The sequence below is a fragment of the Corynebacterium bouchesdurhonense genome (assembly GCF_900078305.2).
In the GTDB taxonomy this organism is placed as follows: domain Bacteria; phylum Actinomycetota; class Actinomycetes; order Mycobacteriales; family Mycobacteriaceae; genus Corynebacterium; species Corynebacterium bouchesdurhonense.
This window is the reverse complement of record NZ_LT546014.1, coordinates 19,107-36,039: the sequence shown is the minus strand read 5'-3', so window position 1 is coordinate 36,039 and position 16,933 is coordinate 19,107. Positions and strand designations below refer to the sequence as shown.

The window sequence follows — 16,933 nt, the reverse complement described above, 5'->3', positions numbered from 1 at the left end:
CCCTACTGTAGGCACAACGCGATATGGTTGGGGAATGGTCCAGCAGTCGAGCGTGCCCGAGCCGGGGCTTCTGCTTGACGACGAATGGTTGGACACCCTCGAAGGCCCACCCGAGCGCCGCACCGCGCGGCAAATGGTGCACGACACCTTCGCGCGCCCCGGGCGCTTCATCCGCCGCGCCGGCGCCTTCGCATCCACCACCCCGGGTCAGATCGTGGCGATGATGCTGGTGCTCACCGTGGCGCTGATCGCGGCGGGGTTCTCCATGAGCCAGTCGATGGCGTCGCGGCAGCGGGCGCTGGACACCCTGGTGAGCACCACCGAGCCGATGGCCAACTCCGCGCACCAGCTCTACAGCTCCCTGTCCCAGGCGGACACGGTGGCCACCACCGGCTTTGTGCAGCCCGGGCTGCTGAACGAGCAGCAGCTCCGCCTCTACCTGGAATCCGTGGACAAGGCGGCGGTGACGGCGGCGGATATCCACTCGGGCGCTCCCGCCGCGGGCGCCGCCGTGCGCGGGCAGATCACGGGCGCGGTGACGGAGATCCTGCGCAGCCTGCCCGTCTACACGGCACTGATGGAGCGGGCGAAGGTGAACCAGCGCGTGGGCAACCCGGTGGGGGTGGCGTACATGACCGAGGCTAGCGCCGTGATGCGCGAGGACATGCTGCTCAGCGCCGAGCAGCTCTCCGAGCTCACGCAGCGCGAGGTGGCCGACGAGGTGGCGCGCCTGTCCTCGCCGCAGTGGGTGCCCCTGTCCGGCCTGGTGGCGGCGCTGCTCTTTTTGGTGCTGGCGCAGTGGTGGCTGTGGCGCGTGTTCCGCCGCCGCCTCAACCGCGGCTTCCTCGCCGCCACGCTGGCGGTGGTGGTGGCCATTGGCTGGGTGGGCGTGGCCAGCTTCGAGTCCTGGCGCTCCGGCGTGGTGGGGTTCGAGCGGGCGGCGGAGCCGTGGCGCCAGCTCTCCTCCGCCCGCATCGAAGCGCAGGAGACCCGCACGGACGAGACGCTGGCGCTGCTGTCGCGCCAGTCCATCTCCCGCTCGTCCGAGTCCTTCGCCGAGACCAGCGCGCACGTCACCGACGCCCTCGCCGCCATCGAGGGCCTCGGCGGGCCCGGGGAGGACATAACCGCCGCCCGCGCCGCCCTCAGGTCTTGGTCGGAGTCCCACGAGGCGTTCGCGCTTTCGCTTGCCGACGGCCAGTTTGAACGCGCATCCGAACTCCTCACCGCCAGCCCGGGCGCGGCGAGCGCCTTCGCCGACCTAGACGGCGCTCTGGATCGCCTGATCACCTTCTCGCGCCAGAACACCCGCGCGTACATCGACGCCTCGCTGGACGCCACCCGGCGCGTGGCCGCCGCGGTGGCGCTACTCACGCTTGCGGCGGTGGCGTGCATCTGGATCGGCATCCGCCACCGCCTGGGGGAGTACTTCTGATGCGGCGGGGCGCGGCGTTGGTGGTGGGAATGGTTGCGGCGGTGGGGGCGCTCACAAGCGGCTGCTCCCAACCGGATGCGGAGGTGGCGCCTGACGTGCCCGCCTTCCGCGGGGCGCCGCAACCGCCCGGCGCGGTGCTGGACTCACCCGGCGAGCCGCCGGAGGAGGCCTTCGACTCCAACGTCAAGGGCTGGCCCGGCTCGCTGCGGCCCGGCACGGAGGCGGAGCGCGACGGCACGCATATGCGGCGCATCCGCGAGCGCGGGCGCATCATCGTGGGCGTCGACCAGTCCCAGTACCTGCTCTCCTACCGCGACGCGGCGCGCGGGGAGCTGCGCGGTTTCGAGGTGGACCTGGCGCGCGAGGTGGCGCGCGACATCTTCGGCGACCCGGAGCGGGTGGATTTCCGCTTCGTGGATTCCTCGAACCGCGTGGAGGCGCTGCGCGCGGGTGCGGTGGACATTGTCATCCGCACCATGTCCGTCACCCCGGGCCGCGCCGCGCAGGTGGACTTTTCCACACCGTACCTGGCCTCCTACGTGCGCATGCTCGCGCCGCGCGACCGCGGGGTGGCGGGCCTGGACGACCTTGCGGGGCGCACCGTGTGCGTGGTGGACAGCACCAACGTGCTCAACCTGGTGCGCGAGCGCCTGCCCGAGTCCAAGGTGCTGCGCGTACGCTCCTGGTCGGACTGCCTGATGGCCACGCAGCAGTTCCAGGCGGACGCCGTGGTGGCGGACGACGCGGTGCTGGCCGGCATGGTGGCCCAGGACCCGCTGACCGAGATCCACCCGCAGGAGCTGGCCAAGCAGCTCTACGCGGTGGCGGCCCCGCGCGGGCACGATGACGTGGTGCGCCAGGTCAATCTCACGCTCGAGCGCGTGCGTGGCGACGGCACCTGGTACCGCCTCTACGAGCAGTGGCTCGCCGGCTCGCTCGCCGACGCCTGGCCGCCCAACCCCATGTACAGGGAGGACGCGAGATGACCGAGCGCACCACCGGGCCCGAGGAGCCGGCCACCGAGGCGGTGGCCTTCGACCCGTTCGCCGAAGACACGCCCTCCGACTCCACCTACGCCGAGCTGGGCGACATGGCGGGGCTCCTGCGCGACCTGGACGAGCTGCGCCGCGGTGGGGAGCGCAACGCCACCAGCCAGCGCTCCCGCCTGCAGGCCCTGGACACCTTCCGCGAGCGCCGCGGCACCCGCCGCGCTAGCCGCATCGTGGCGGACGGCATGGTGGAGCTGCCCTGGGTGGACCCGGCGGAGCCGAAGGACGCCATCGTGGACCCCACGCAGGCAGTGGTGCAAAAGGGCATCCCCGCCCCCGCCCTGAGCCCGGGCGACGTGGTGGCCGGCCAGTACGAGATCCTGGGCGTGATCGCGCACGGCGGCATGGGGTGGATCTACCTGGCCGAGGACCACTACGTGGCCGAGCGCGTGGTGGTGCTCAAGGGCCTGCACTCCACCGACAACGCGGACGAGGCGGCGGCCGCCGCGGCGGAGCGCGAGTTCCTGGCGGACATCACCCACCCCGGCATAGTGAAGGCCTTCAACTTCATCGACGACCCCCGGGTGCCCGGCGGCTTCATCGTGATGGAGTACGTGGGCGGGCCGTCGCTACGCAAGCGCCGCAACGCCGCGCAACGGCACCTGCTGGAGCCGGACGTGGCCATCGCCTACATCCTCGAGGTCCTCCCCGCCTTGAGCTACCTGCACTCGCGCGGGGTGGTGTACAACGACCTGAAACCGGACAACATCATCGTCACCGAGGACCAGGTCAAACTGATTGACTTGGGCGCCGTGTCCGGCATCGGCGCCTACGGCTTCATCTACGGCACCAAGGGCTTCCAGGCGCCGGAGGTGGCCACCGAGGGCCCCAGCATCGAGTCCGACATCTACACCGTGGGCCGCACCCTGGCAGCACTCGTGGTGGAGCTGCCCAAAGACGGCGGCGTGTACGTGGACGGGGTGCCCACGCCCAACGACGAGCCCCTGTTCCGCCGCTACATCTCCCTCTACCGCCTCATCGCGCGCTGCTGCCACCCGGATCCCGCCCGCCGCTTCCACTCCACGGGCGAGCTGGAGGCGCAACTGCTCGGCGTGGTGCGCGAGGTGATAGCCATCCGCGACGGCAAGACCCACCCCGCCCAGCACTCCCTCTTCTCCCCGCAGCGCAAGACCTTCGGTACGAAGCACCTGGTGTTCCGCACCGACCAGCTCATCGACGGCATCACCCGCACCGTAGAGATCACCCCGCCCGAGGTGGTGGCGGCCCTGCCCTCCCCGCTGGTGGACAGGCACGACGTGGGCGCCGCCATGCTCCAGGGCTCCTCCTACGCCGAGCCGCAGGAGAACCTGGAGAACCTACGCCAGGCCATGCAGATGCCGCAGTACCGGGACTCGCTGGAGATCCCCTTCGGCGTGGTGCGCAGCATGCTCGAGCTCGGCCTGACCACCCAGGCCCGCGCGTGGCTGGGCTCGCTCGACGCTGCCTTCGGCACCAACTGGCGCTTCTACTGGTACTCCGGCGTGGTGAACACGCTGCTGGGGGACTACCCCGCCGCCCAACGCGACTTCGCCGCAGTGTTGGACATCCTGCCCGGGGAGGCCGCACCCAAGCTGGCGCTCGCCGCGGTGGACGAGCTACTCCTGCAGCAGGAGGGGATGCGCGGTCGCGCGTTGCTCGCCCCGGAGCTCGCCCGCGCGTGTGCCGGTCTTCGGGCATCGCTTCACGACGTCCCCTCCAGCACCTTCCGCCACCTCTCCGAGACCGGGCACCTGAGCCCCGAATGGGCCATGGTGACCCTCGACCCGGCCATGCTGCGCTTCCACGCCATGCGCCTCTACTCGCTGGTGTGGGTGTCCAACCCCACCACCGTGTCCTCCGCCTTCGGCCTAGCGCGCCAACTCATGAGCGAGGGCGAGGTGGAGCTGGCCGTGGACGCCCTCGACCGCGTGCCGCAGGCCTCGCGCCACAGCCGCATGGCCGCGCTGACCGCCATCCTGTGCCTGGTTTCCGACGAGCTCACCGAGTCCCGCATCCGCCGCGCCGGGCGCCGCCTAGACGAGATCCCCAGTACCGAGCCCCGCTTCCTGCAGCTGAAGATCTCCGTGCTGCGCGCGGGCCTGACGTTCCTGCGCGACAACAACGTGGACCGCGCCGCCGGCGACTCCCCCCTCTTCGAGTACGACTTCACCCAGCGGGGCCTGCGCCGCGGCCTGGCCATCACGCTGCGCGAGCAGGCGCGCGTGGCGCCCTACCCGCGCCACCGCTTTGCCCTGGTGGACATGGCGAACAAGGTCCGCCCCTCCACCTGGTTCTAGCGGCGTCGCTGGCGCCGTTTATACCGCTAGTACAGCCCGGCGGCGCGCGCCTTCTCCGCCACGGCAGCGGACTTCTGGGCGATGGCCAGCTCCTCGTTCGTGGGCACCACGAGCACCTTTACGGTGGAGGCGTCGGTGGAGATCACGCGCGGTCCGTTGTTCGGCAGCGCGTTCTTCTCCGGGTCGATCTCGATGCCGTACATGGTGAGGTTCTCCAGGGCGTCCTCGCGCACGTGCTGGTCGTTCTCGCCCACGCCGGCGGTGAACGTGATGGCGTCCACGCGGCCCAGGGCGATCATGTAGGAGCCGATGAAGCGGCGCAGCTGGTTGATGTACACGTTGTACGCCAGCCAGGCGTTCTCGTCCTCGTTGTCGATCATGGTGCGCAGCTCGCGGAAGTCGTTCACGCCCGACAAGCCCTTGACGCCGGACTGGCGGTTGAGCAGGTTATCGATTTCGTCGATAGTCATGCCCCCCTCACGCGCCAGGTGGAAGATGATGCCCGGGTCAATGTCGCCGGAGCGGGTGCCCATGACCAGGCCGGCGAGCGGGGTCAGGCCCATCGACGTGTCGATGGGGTGGCCGTTGGCCACCGCGGAGGCGGAGGCGCCGTTGCCCAGGTGCAGGACGATCTGGCGGGTGTGCTTCGGGTCCCGGCCGATCAGCTCCGGCACCTGCGAGGAGACGAACTCGTGGCTGGTGCCGTGGAAGCCGTAGCGGCGGATCAGATTTTGCTCCGCTACCTCGGCGTTGATGGCGTAGAGCGCCGCGGCCGGGGGCAGGGCGCGGAAGAAGCCCGTGTCGAACACGGCCACGTGCGGCACGTGCGGCAGCAGCGCGCGCGCCACCTCAATGCCGTCCACGTTGGCGGGGTTGTGCAGCGGCGCCAGCGGGGTGAGGTCCCGGATCATGGTGACCACCGGGTCAATGATCAGCTCCGGCTCGGAGAAGACCATGCCACCGTGCACTACGCGGTGACCCACCGCGGAAAGCTCGATCTGGGTGGGGCCGACGCCCTTGAGGTCCATGAGGCGGAACGCCTCCTGCAGGCCGGCGGTGTGCGTGGGCACGGCGCGCTGCACCACCCACTTGTCCTCGCCGTGCTTGACGGTGATGCGGCCCTGCGGCTCGCCGATCTGCTCCACCAAGCCGGAGACGAACGGCTTGTCCGATGCCGAGGCCTGCGGGTCCACGATCTGGAACTTGACCGAGGACGAGCCCGAGTTAATAACGAGTACGTACGCCATCTACTTCGCCTCCTACGCGTCCGCCTGAGCGTCCGGCTGAGCTGCGGCCTGGATGGCGGTGATGGCCACGGTGTTCACGATGTCCGCCACCGTCGCGCCGCGGGACAGGTCATTGACCGGCTTGTTCAGGCCCTGCAGCACCGGGCCTACGGCGAGGGCGCCGCCGGTGCGCTGGGCAATCTTGTAGCCCGCGTTGCCGGCCTCCAGGTCCGGGAAGATGAACACGTTGGCCTGGCCCGCTACCGGGGAGTCCGGTGCCTTCTTCTTGCCCACGCCCGGGTCGCACGCGGCATCGAACTGCAGCGGCCCGTCCACCACAAGCTGCGGGTCCGCCTGCTTCGCGGCCTCCACGGCGGCCACCGCGCGGTCCACGTCCGGGCCGGAGCCGGAGGTGCCGGTGGAGTAGGACAGGATGGCCACCTTCGGGTCAATGCCGAACTGCGAGGCGGTCTTGGCGGACACCGCCGCGATCTCGCCCAGCTGCTCGGCGGTGGGGTTCGGGTTCACTGCGCAATCGCCGAACGCCCAGAGGCGGCCCGGCATGACCATGAGGAAGATGGAGGACACCACGGACGCGCCCGGGGCGGTCTTGATGATCTGGAATGACGGCTTGATGGTGTGCGCGGTGGTGTGGGCCGCGCCGGAGACCATGCCGTCCGCGGTGCCCTTGTGCACCATCATGGTGGCGAAGTAGGAGATGTCCTTCATGGTCTCCCGGGCTTCGTCAAGCGAAATGCCCTTCTTCTTGCGAAGCTCCGCGAAGTCCGCCGCGAATTCCTCGAGCAGCTCCGACTCGAGGTGGTTGATGATGTGCGCCTGGGACAGGTCCAGGTCCTGCTCCTCGGCGCGGCGGCGGATGTCCGCCTCATCACCCAGGATGGTTAGCTCGGCCACGTCCTGCTTTAGCAGCTTGTGTGCGGCCTCGAGGATGCGGTCATCCTCGCCCTCCGGCAGGACGATGTGGCGGCGGTTGGTTTTGGCCTTCTCCAGCAGCCAGGACTCGAAGACCACGGGGGACATGGCCGGCTGGGCGTCCACGCCGGCGGTGTCCGGCGCGAAGCTTTCCAGGGCGTCGGGCGCGACGACGCCGGCGGGGGTGGCGTTGAGCTCGACGATGCGTCGCGCAGCGAGCTCCGCCACCTGCGCATCCGCGATGAGCGCGACCGGCACGCCGAGCGCCGCGGCGAGCTCCGCGTCGAAGTTGTAGTCGCCCGTGCCCGCGATCAGCGCGCCCTCGCGAGGCAGGCCCGCGGCGTAAGCCGAGGCGATGTCGGCGCCCTCGACGCGGGCGAGCTCGAGGCCGAGGCGCTGCGCCAGCGCGTCCAGATCCGCGGAATCCAGCGAGTAATTCGCGGCGGTGACCAGCAGGGACTTCGGTTGGGACATGGGTTCACCTTTCATGAGCGGGAGTACGCAAACATGTGCCAGTCTACCGGCGGCGCAGGTGCCGCGTGCGCCGAATGGTGAGACTTTTGGCTTTTCGGGGTGTGGTGTTGGGCACGGTTTTTCGGGTGCGATCTTTGAGGCCCGCGACGAAAAGACCGCCGCCCCGGTCCCCCTTTCGGGGAGCCGAGGCGGCGGTCTGGCTTTGCGGTTCAGCGCCGGTTTAGCGCTGGTGTACCGCGGGTGCACCGCAGGGTGCCGCCAAGAATGCCAGCTGAGATGATGGCGAGCGCACCCGCAACCTTGCCAAGGTCAGCACTGAACCTGCCAAGCTGGGCGTTGATAGCCTCGACCCGCAGGGCAACTTCCGGGTTGAACACACCGAGCTGCTGATTGAGTCGCTCAGCGCGAATCAAGCCCTAGAAGGTAGCAGTGCTACTTACCCGGCATGGGTACGTAACCTTGGTTGAACAGCCACCCGATAATCGCAGCCACCGCGCCGCCGATGGCGAGGAGCAGGCCGATGAACAGTCCAGCACTGGAACCGGAAGCTGCGTTACCCGTCTGGGGGCGCGGCGGATTCGAGTTAGACGTGCGAGTCGGAATCGGTGTTGGGGTGCTCGGAGTTGGGGTCGGCACGGTCGAAGGAGCAGTGGTCGCAGTAGTCCGCGGTGATGACGGTGACGCTGTGGATGTGACTGCCGTGGGCACAGTCGTAGGTGTGGTTGGCTTGGTCGTCGGCGCAGGCGTCGGCGTCACTGCTCGGCTCGTTGTCGGCTTAGAAGTGGCCGGGGTCGGGGTAGATGAAGTCGTTCCGGAGGGCGCCGGAGAGGCCGGCACTGTGGAAGTCGGCAAAACGATGAGCGGCTCCAGATTCACCTTCAGGTCGTTCTTTACTTCAGTAGGAACTACGGAATCAGGTGCGGCGGCTGCCTCATTCAGGACAGCCTGGGCCTCTTCGCGAGTGACCCGAATGACAGGGATCTCGATGGTCTGCCTCGACTGGAGCTCTCGGGACGCATTCAGCAAGGTGAACGTGACGGGCATTGTGTTCTTGGAGTACCCGTTGAGTGGGCCGAGGGGTACGTCAATTGACTGTGCGAAACTATCGCCCAGGATGCCGGTGGTTGGCACCTTCGTCTCGTAGCTGCCGGTTGCCCACTGAGCCTTCAGAGTGAATTCGTGCGGATCAATGCCCTTGTTGTCCACAATCATTCTCATCGAGTTCTGTTCGTTCCCAACGGTGACTGTGTTGCCACCTGGACCACTCTCATCGTTGCTCAAACCGCCTACGCCGTTGTTCGATTCAGCGGCGATGATCTCTAGATCGCGCACCGAGCGGTCTTCCGTAACCTCAACCAAGCTCGCTTCGGGAACGCCTACAAGCCCCGCGCTCTTACCCAATGCCGGATTTCGCAAGGACAGGCTGGTCCAGTCGGCCGGGATGTTGTAAGCCCCCGCGTAGCAGTTTTCCTCCGCGCAACGCGGCAACTCGCGCGCGAGCGACTCCTTCGAACGAGGCCCGCTTATCGCGGACTCCTTGGTGTACTTGAACCCGTGCTCTTTATCCATCTGGTACAGGTAGTTCATCGTCGACCTGTAACCGGGCACGTAGTTGCGGTCGGGGTTCTTCGCACTCTCGACTGTGGGAAAGCCATCGTGATCGAGGCCGAGGGTGTGTCCAAGCTCGTGGAGAATCGTGTTGCGCACGTGCGTCTCGTTCATTTGAGGCAGCTTGGCCACGTAGAACGCGACACCGCCGACCTTACTGTCAATAGCCCTCTGTCCGCGGCCACTTCTCGCTCTTTCAACTGGGCCAGCTTCCATCTGCCCGCCGATGATTCCGCGCCGGAAGATGTTGGCTCGAGAGCCAAATTCGTTCTGGCGGGCACTCAAATCGTATCCATTGTCAAACGGATACTGCTGATAATCCAGCGTTGCGCCACCCTTTGTCTCATTCAGGTTGAAGTCCGGCGCGTAGAGGTTGCCGGCGTCAATGTGGAGTGCGACTCCGTGAGCGGCAAACAGCTCCTCCAGCTCAACGAGCGTACTGCGCTGGGGACGGAATGAGGTTGTGTCTTTGCGTCCGCAGGCCGCCTGGTCGATCGGCCGTTCTTTCTTAGCACATCCCGCGGTTTCCCACTCGGATTTCATCCATTCCAGCTGGAGGAAGAGATCCTTCTGGCCTGTTTTGGCTCCCCAGCGTGGGAGATCATAAGTGACGCCATCGATGGTCACGCCCTCCTCTTCCCAGGTATCGGGCAGCCCGTCGCGGTCAAAATCCGCGGCACTTTCTTGGGTAGCTACGGTCAACGTTGCCACCGCGGTAACCCTGTCCCGGCCGCTCCAAAGACCCTGCTGGTACTTCGACTGCCCGGGCGTCGGTTCAAGGGCGTTATCAAACGCGTCAGCGTAACCGCTCTTCTTCGCGTTCTCGAATTCGAGGCCCACTTCGTACCCCACCCCGCGAGGAACCATGCGGTACGAGTTGGCATTGGCGTCATGCGAAACGTCGTAAAGCGACGTGTCCTGAAAGCTGTTGATGAGGTCGATCTGGATGTACCCGGGCGCTTCCGCCTCTACCGTAACGGTGGCCTGTGGACCGTTGAACTCGAAGGTCCGGACGATTCTGCGACCATCTCCGTGGTCAGTAGTAAACACAACGGTGTTGCCGTCCGGATTGCTCACAGTGGTGTTAGATGTGAAATTCTCAAATCCGCCCCCAGCGTAAACGCTGGTTTGGAATCCAAGCTCCATCAGACCCGGAACGGAAAGCGGGTCAGCGTAACGGAGTTTGTTCCACTGCTTTTCCGTCAAGTCAAAACCAGTAAACGCTCCGCCATTTTCCACATCTTGCGTGACGTTCGCTGCGGTTGCGTTGATGCTTACCGCCGCGTTCGCCACAGGTACGGCCACGCTGCCGGACACGACAGCAAGGGACGCAGCAAGTGCAACGATGAATTTCGATGTACGCATTTCTGCTCCTTAGATGTTGATGCCGTACTGGCGGAGGTAGTTACGGATGGGTTCGTAGTTGGCAACAATCGCGAGAGCTACCCCGCCAATAAGCGTCAGCGCGCCAAGCACGGTTCCCGCGATATCCCACCGGATTCTGGACGACGAGTCCGCGGCGCACACTGCGGAACTGCCCCCGCGAGATGAGCCGGCGACCGCGCTCGAGCCGATTGAGCTCAACGAGGACCCCGAAGAGCGTTGAGAACTTGCGGAGTCACAGGGATTTGCCACCGCTACTGCCCTGACCATGACTACCCGCTGGGATTCGTCAGGGAAGGTCACTACCACCGGGATGTCTGCTGTCTCTCCCACCGAAACGCCACCGGCCGTAGCCACCGTCAGCCTGCCGGTCATGTGGTCGATGTCCACAGCCCAACCCGTTCTGTCAAAGCCCTCCGCTATAGCAAAAGTGCTGTTCCGCGGTGCAGGGTTAGCCTGCAGTCCATCAGCAATACCACGCACGGGCACCGCGAGTGTTTTCCAGAAAGAGGAGTCGGTACGCGCCTGGGAATCCACGGTGAATTCTGTAATTACCAACTCACTCGACCCATCCGGGTACTCCACGCGGACGGTGACAAAGTGGGTAGCAGCGGGAGTCGAATCTTCGCGCGCCGCGACGCTGAGCTCACCCGTTGTCTCGTTCACTCCTACGTCGAGGCCGCCGTCATTTGCGAGTGTGTACGTGGTACCTTCCGGTAGCCCCTCCGCGGTCTGTGAAACAGACTGCGCGTTGGTCTTGTCGACGACCGTTTGCGCGTATTCGGGTTGGTAGGTGAAGGCGTCGACATCGAGCTTTTGCTTATCGACGCTCGCCTCGACCACCTCGCTCGACCCATCCCAGTAGCTCACCTTGACCGGCACCACGATGCGTTCCGCCCCGCCCTTCTCTGGGGCGGTCGCAGTGATCAGGCCCGTTGCGGGGTCGACGCTCACGCGCCAACCCTCAAGGTCCGGGCCGTCTGCAAGGGAGAACTCGGTTCCATCTGGCAGCGATGCCTCCGTCTGCGGAATTTCCACTGACTCTCCAGGCGCCGCCTGCTGGCCTTGGGGGTAAATCGGCTGGTAGCCCTCGGCCGCGAGACGTGCTTTGGCCTTGAACACCGCGTTTGTTCTACCCGTCGTGCCGTCAGCGTAGGTCACCTTCACCCTGACCTTGATCTCCTGTCGCGGTGACCACCCTGCGGGGATAGTCAGTGTCACCCGACCATCCGGCGCTACCGTCGCACCCTCAATATCGGACTCAACGACTTCATAGGTCACGCCTTCAGGCGCAGGCTGACGCCTGAAAACGAATCCGGAGAGCGTACGTGCGAACGTCGGCGGCGCTGATGTCACCTCTTCGCCGGAGCGTCCCCACGAGGCCACGTAGACCGGCTGATACTCATCATTGGCCCGGAGATTGTTTTCCCCTGATTCACCCGCCGGCTCCGGAGACGGCCGCTCCGGCTCAACAATCCGGATGTCGATCGGATCCCCGATCGGCTCACCGTTGTTATCCACAATGAGCACCGAAGCGTCACCCGGCGAACTTCCTTCCGGAACGCTTACGTGAATGCTCCCGGTGCTCGGATCGATTTCCACCACAGCCCCTGCGATGGGGTTGTTATCGAGGTCACGAACCTCACCCGTTAGACCAGGGGTTGGATTCTTGACCAGATCATCGAGTACTACCCTCCGGCCATCCGAAGGGACCTGGTCAGCGACATCGCCCTTGCTGATCGATGGCGGAGCATCCGGCACCCCATCACCATCAGTATCCGGCTTGGTCGGGTCCGTACCGGTCGTGCGTATTTCGGCGTCGACGGTCTCGGTGGAACCATCCGGGTAGGTCACATCGACGGGGATGACGTAGTCACCCGACTTCTTCGGCGCCTTACCAATGGTGATCACACCAGTCGCCGGATCAACCGTCACATTGTCAAAGACCGGGGAACCGTCATCCTTCTTCGGCAGCTTGCTCTTATCAATGCTGAACTGCGGGGTCCGACCATCCTGGCTGGTGGGGGTGTCGATCTTCTCACCGTTTGCATCACGCCACTGCGGGGTGACCGAGACATTCTCCTGCTCCGGGTTCACAGCAGTACCCGGGTACACCGGTTCGAACCGATCCGCATCCGTCGGCACCGGCTCAAACTCCACAAACACCAAATCACGCGTGTTGTCCTCATAGACAACAACCACCGGCACCTTGACATTCTTCGTACCACTAGGCGACTGCGGCAACGTCACCCTACCGGTGTTCTCATCGATCGTCGCACCTGCCGGCGGGTTCTCACCGAACTCGTACCGTTTCACCGGCACCTGGTTCGTCGGGATAGGATCACCGACCGGCTCACCGTTTTCTTCCCTACGGAACACCGGCGCATCAGAGGTCACCGGGTTACCAGCCGGGTCCGGCGCAACCGGGGACTCATACCGCGGCTCATACTTCGCAGCCTCACCGGTTGTCACCACAAACGAATCCGACGCCACCACACCAGCACCCGAGTACAACAACGCGGTGTAGGTCTCACCATCCTTCGCACCAGCCGGCACCGTGAAGTTCGCATTCACCTCATCACCACACGTGGTGATCGGAGTACCCGTGGCCGCGTCAACATCCTTGGTCTCCCGGCCACGCGAATCCTTCACACGCACACCATTGGTGTCAACCACATAGCCTTCGCTATCGGTCCACACAATCTTCGTGGCCCACAACGGCACCGTGCCATCAAGCACCAGCTCCGCCGTGCTCCCCGGCTTCGCCGGGAACTCGTGATTATCAAAGTTGCGGATAAACAACTTCAAGTTCGCGTCATACGGCGACGACTGAATCGCGAAATTCTCGTTGATCACCGCACCAATCAGACGCTGTGTAGAAGGGTTTGGGCGCCAGTTCTCCGCGCCCGCGGCATTACGGAACTCCGGTGTGGCAAACCCAGACGCGGTCTGCATGATCACACCGTTGGGATCCTCTACCCACATGTACACATTGCCAGTCGTCTCACGGAAATCACGCCCAGAGCTCTTAATCCCATCGATCGAGTACGTGCCATCCTCAGCCGTGGTCGCAACATAGGTGGTTTCCAACCACTGCGGATTCGCCAACAACCGCTCACGCACAGTCCGCGTGCGATCCTTACGATCCAGCTGCTCAATATCCTGCAACCCACTCACACCCTCAGGCGTCAGCGTGGTCAGATACACCTTGTACCCACCAGCAGGCGAATCCATCCCCGCACGCGTCGCCTCATACGACGGACCAGCAATCCCGTTCGACGCGTCCGCACCCTGGCCGGACTCGTACCACACCCGACCCTCAATACGGTTCTTACCGGTAGCCGAACCACCACGGTTGCCCACATACGGCATCTCAACAACGTTGTCAGCCACCATGTAGTTCTCACCCGTAGCCACATCAATCGGAAGCTCCGTCATCCACCGATCCACACGCTGCAAATTCAGGCCAATCGTCTGCCACTGACCCGTAGAACGACCCGCACCCTCAGCGGTGCGCTCGTACGCGCGAATACCATCACCCGCACGAAGCGGGTACATCATATTGCCCGAATTCTGGTTGACCTGCGGCTCCACCCAAATCCGGTAGAACTGATCGTTATACGCACCGAAAACGTGGTGGACACCCTGGTTGTCGTAGAACCCCTCACGCAAATCAAACACATACGACCCACGGTCATACGAACCAGTACCGCCCCAATCATGGGTCTGGGTCACATAGATCGGCGACGTCGCACCCGTGCGAGAACGCCACTGCATATACACATTCGTACCCTCAGGCACCGGCAACTTCGTGCCCGTATCACCGTTGGTGATCGCGCCGTAACCACCCATAAACACCTGACCAGAAATGGTGTTCTTCGCATTAGTTTTACCCACTGTGAGCGCTCTTCGAAATGTAGCCCACTGGCGCTCTTTGAAAAGTAGCCCAGTGTGGTCTTGGGTTATTGTGCCTGATGTGGTTGCGGGGCGGGGGTTGTTGCGGGGATTTCCCTGCCTTTGATGCGGTGGCTGGTGCCGCGGTGTTGGAAGATTTTGGCGTGGTGGACAATACGGTCAACCATCGCGGTGGCGACAGTGACGTCGCCGAAGCATTGCGCCCATTGGGAAAATGCCAGGTTGGACGTGACAATGATGGAGCCGTGTTCGTACCGGCGGGACACGAGTTGGAAGAACAGGTTCGCGGCGTCGGCCTCAACTGGGATGTAGCCGAGTTCGTCGATGATGAGCAGGTGGTAGCCGCTTAAGCGTTTCAAGGTTGGTTCCAACCTGCCCATCGCGTGTGCTTCGGTCAGCGTGTTGACCCACCCGGCGGCGGTGTCGAACAAGACCCGGTAGCCTTGCTGGGCTGCGGTGACGCCGAGTGCTGTGGCGAGGTGTGTTTTACCGGTGCCGGGCGGGCCGAGGAGGACGACGTTTTCGGCGGTGGCGACCCACGCGCCCGTTTCAAGACGGGCGATCTCTGCCCGGTCGATTGCGGGTTGGGCGGTGAAGTCGAAGTCGGCGATGGTTTTTATCGAGGGGAAGCCGGCGCGTTTGACGCGTTGGGTGGCGCCGGATTCTGCTCTGGCGGTGGCTTCGACAGACAGCACTGCGGCGAGGTATTCCTCGTGTGTCCAGGATTCGGCGCGGGCTTGTTCCGCGATGGTTGCGTGGATGCTGGCGATGCGGGGTGCTTTGAGCTGCCTGGCGTAGCGGTTAATTGTTGCGGTGGTGTCGTGTGCTGGGGTGCGGGTCGTGCCGTGGGCCTTTTCGCAGGGCTTGAGGTGATGCGGTCATAGACGGTGAGGTCGGCGGCGGCGATGTCGAAGCTGGGTTTCGGTGCAGGCGTGGTTGCGCGCTGCTGGCGCATTGCTTTGGCCGCGGCCTGGTGGGCGGGGTCGGTGATTGTGCGGCCTTTCGCCCAGATTCTTTGGTGGGAGGCGATTGTTTCCCCGCCCGGGCCGGTCACGATGACCTGGTGCAAGGTGGTGTGCACCGTGACGAGTCGGTCGACGTAGGCGGGGTCGACGCTGTAGTGGTTGGTGTCGACGGGGACGTAGTAGTTACGCGGCAGCCGCACTGCGGGGCGGGGGCCGAAGGGCGGGGTGGATGGCGGGAGGGGCCGCCCCCCGGCCCCAACTGTGGCGGAGGGTTTCGCTGGGGGAGTCTTCAACACCGCGTGTGTTCTCACGTTGGCAACGGTGGTGAACCAGTCGTCGAGCTGGGCTTGCACATCCTTCGGACTGGTGAAGCGCCGTGCCGGGAAGAACGAGGTTTTCATGTACCCGTTGGTGCGCTCAACGATGCCTTTGGATTCCGGGTCCCTGGGTGGGGTTTGCACGATCTTGCAGCCCAACGCGCCGGCGAACGCGATCACCGGTTCGCACAGTCTGGCTCTGCCGATGCCGGATTCGCGGTCCCACACCAGTCGGGTGGGAACCCCTGTGAAGGTGTGCTCGAGGAGATCCCACATCCCGGCCAGAAGGTCGTCGGTGGTGCGCGACGGCAAGATCCGCGCCCCGGCGAAACGGGAATGGGAAGCAACCATCACCAACACCGGCAGCTTGCGAAACGCTCCGGTGTCATCGGGCAGCCCGCCCGGAGCGAACGTCAGGTCGCACTGGATCTCATGTCCCGGCAGGTGGTCCAGCGTGTCGACCGGATCTGGTGGAAGGTATTCCGGGCGTATTTTGGCTACGTTTTTGCGGAACCATGATTCTGACCCTTCCCAACCGACGCGCTGAGCGATGACTTTCGCGTTCAACCGGGGCGACTCGGCCAACAGGGCGCGCACCGCCGGCTCATAAGCGTCGAAACTCGTTGACCTGGCCGGGCGTGGAGAGTACTTCGGGGGAGAGTCAGACGTCAGAGCGCGTTCAACGGTTTTCTTCGCGCAGCCGACTTCCTCAGCGATCTTCCTGATTGATAGTCCCTGCCCACGCAGGAACCGAATTTGAGCCCATTGATCCAAAGAAATCACCCATCCAATCTTTTTCGGATGGGCTACATTTCGAGGAGCGTTTTGGGCTACTTTTCAACGAGCGCTGACACCCACACCACCGCGGACGTACCCGTTGGCGATGCCGTCAATATTGATCGCATCCGGAATCGGCTGATAATTCTTCGCCTCGTAGATGTACTCCGTCGTCGGCGTCTGGCACGACGGATCCACGTTATACGGCAGAGCGCGATCAGACGACGTGTTCTCAGACGCCGGACCATCCGCCGCAAACGCCACCGGCTGCACAAACGGGGCAATCATCACAAATGACAGAGCAGCAGCACGCGCTTGCCTCGAGCGGCCTGCCGCGAACGGAGATTTATTCTTCGGTGACACAGAACTTCCTTAAATGTACGCTGGGACAGGGCTGTCTATTAATTGAATTTTAGGTGAAACGTAAGGGTGGAGGGAGTCTTCGGCGACTGCAAGGTGGCCGCGCAGACGCGCTGAGAAAACCCATTTGATCGAAAGATGAGGGTGTCCGCCAAGCACCTTCTGGCATCCAAACTCTGTAAAAGCCAACAGGCCGTTGCCCCACTTGAAACGGG

General features: G+C 64.5%; 10 protein-coding genes and 1 pseudogene. 3 read left to right on the top strand and 8 right to left on the bottom strand.

Annotated features, from left to right (window positions below; translation table 11 throughout):
- Positions 1–34: 34 nt before the first annotated feature.
- From BN4252_RS00215 to BN4252_RS00205, 3 genes are read left to right on the top strand one after another with little or no spacing between them, the layout of a single operon-like run.
- Entirely contained in the window at positions 35–1,435 is a 1,401-nt protein-coding gene (locus BN4252_RS00215) for a hypothetical protein (protein WP_066523976.1), read from the top strand.
- The gene (locus BN4252_RS00210) at positions 1,435–2,421 is read left to right on the top strand and encodes a transporter substrate-binding domain-containing protein (RefSeq protein WP_066523974.1); all 987 of its coding nucleotides are present in this window, start codon (positions 1,435–1,437) and stop codon (positions 2,419–2,421) included. The genes BN4252_RS00215 and BN4252_RS00210 overlap by 1 nt, the downstream gene beginning before the upstream one ends.
- Positions 2,418–4,760 (top strand): serine/threonine protein kinase, encoded by a 2,343-nt coding sequence (locus BN4252_RS00205; protein WP_066523972.1) that lies wholly within the window; start codon positions 2,418–2,420, stop codon positions 4,758–4,760. The genes BN4252_RS00210 and BN4252_RS00205 overlap by 4 nt, the downstream gene beginning before the upstream one ends.
- Positions 4,761–4,786: 26 nt before the next feature.
- Here BN4252_RS00205 and BN4252_RS00200 read toward each other — a convergent pair whose 3' ends face one another.
- The 8 genes and pseudogenes from BN4252_RS00200 to BN4252_RS00170 form a co-directional block, all read right to left on the bottom strand.
- The gene (locus BN4252_RS00200; protein WP_066523970.1) at positions 4,787–6,007 is read right to left on the bottom strand and encodes an acetate kinase; all 1,221 of its coding nucleotides are present in this window, start codon (positions 6,005–6,007) and stop codon (positions 4,787–4,789) included.
- A 12-nt stretch (positions 6,008–6,019) separates the two neighbouring features.
- Entirely contained in the window at positions 6,020–7,393 is a 1,374-nt protein-coding gene (gene pta / locus BN4252_RS00195) for a phosphate acetyltransferase (RefSeq protein ID WP_066523968.1), read from the bottom strand.
- Between the two features lie 209 nt (positions 7,394–7,602).
- On the bottom strand, positions 7,603–7,806 hold the full coding sequence (locus tag BN4252_RS10980) for a hypothetical protein (protein WP_143341129.1): 204 nt from the start codon (positions 7,804–7,806) through the stop codon (positions 7,603–7,605).
- Positions 7,807–7,825: 19 nt separating this feature from the next.
- A complete protein-coding gene (locus tag BN4252_RS00190; RefSeq protein ID WP_066523966.1) occupies positions 7,826–10,366 on the bottom strand; it encodes a zinc metalloprotease in 2,541 nt (846 codons plus the stop codon).
- Between the two features lie 9 nt (positions 10,367–10,375).
- Positions 10,376–14,281: a Rib/alpha-like domain-containing protein gene (locus tag BN4252_RS00185; RefSeq protein ID WP_143341128.1), complete on the bottom strand. Its 3,906-nt coding sequence runs from the start codon at positions 14,279–14,281 to the stop codon at positions 10,376–10,378.
- Between the two features lie 65 nt (positions 14,282–14,346).
- Positions 14,347–15,105, bottom strand: coding sequence for an IS21-like element helper ATPase IstB (istB, locus tag BN4252_RS00180; protein ID WP_066523961.1), 759 nt, complete (start codon positions 15,103–15,105; stop codon positions 14,347–14,349).
- A gap of 188 nt (positions 15,106–15,293) precedes the next feature.
- Positions 15,294–16,364 (bottom strand): annotated as a pseudogene (gene istA, locus BN4252_RS11365) (IS21 family transposase); the annotation flags it as partial.
- 54 nt (positions 16,365–16,418) lie between these two features.
- Positions 16,419–16,721 (bottom strand): hypothetical protein, encoded by a 303-nt coding sequence (locus BN4252_RS00170; RefSeq protein ID WP_143341127.1) that lies wholly within the window; start codon positions 16,719–16,721, stop codon positions 16,419–16,421.
- Positions 16,722–16,933 lie beyond the last annotated feature (212 nt).

Coding starts and splice junctions, on each gene's coding strand:
- BN4252_RS00205 (WP_066523972.1), top strand. CDS start 2,418: ATGACCGAGCGCACCACCGGGCCCGAGGAGCCGGCCACCGAGGCGGTG.
- pta (WP_066523968.1), bottom strand. CDS start 7,393: ATGTCCCAACCGAAGTCCCTGCTGGTCACCGCCGCGAATTACTCGCTG.
- BN4252_RS00200 (WP_066523970.1), bottom strand. CDS start 6,007: ATGGCGTACGTACTCGTTATTAACTCGGGCTCGTCCTCGGTCAAGTTC.
- BN4252_RS00210 (WP_066523974.1), top strand. CDS start 1,435: ATGCGGCGGGGCGCGGCGTTGGTGGTGGGAATGGTTGCGGCGGTGGGG.
- BN4252_RS00215 (WP_066523976.1), top strand. CDS start 35: ATGGTCCAGCAGTCGAGCGTGCCCGAGCCGGGGCTTCTGCTTGACGAC.
- BN4252_RS00190 (WP_066523966.1), bottom strand. CDS start 10,366: ATGCGTACATCGAAATTCATCGTTGCACTTGCTGCGTCCCTTGCTGTC.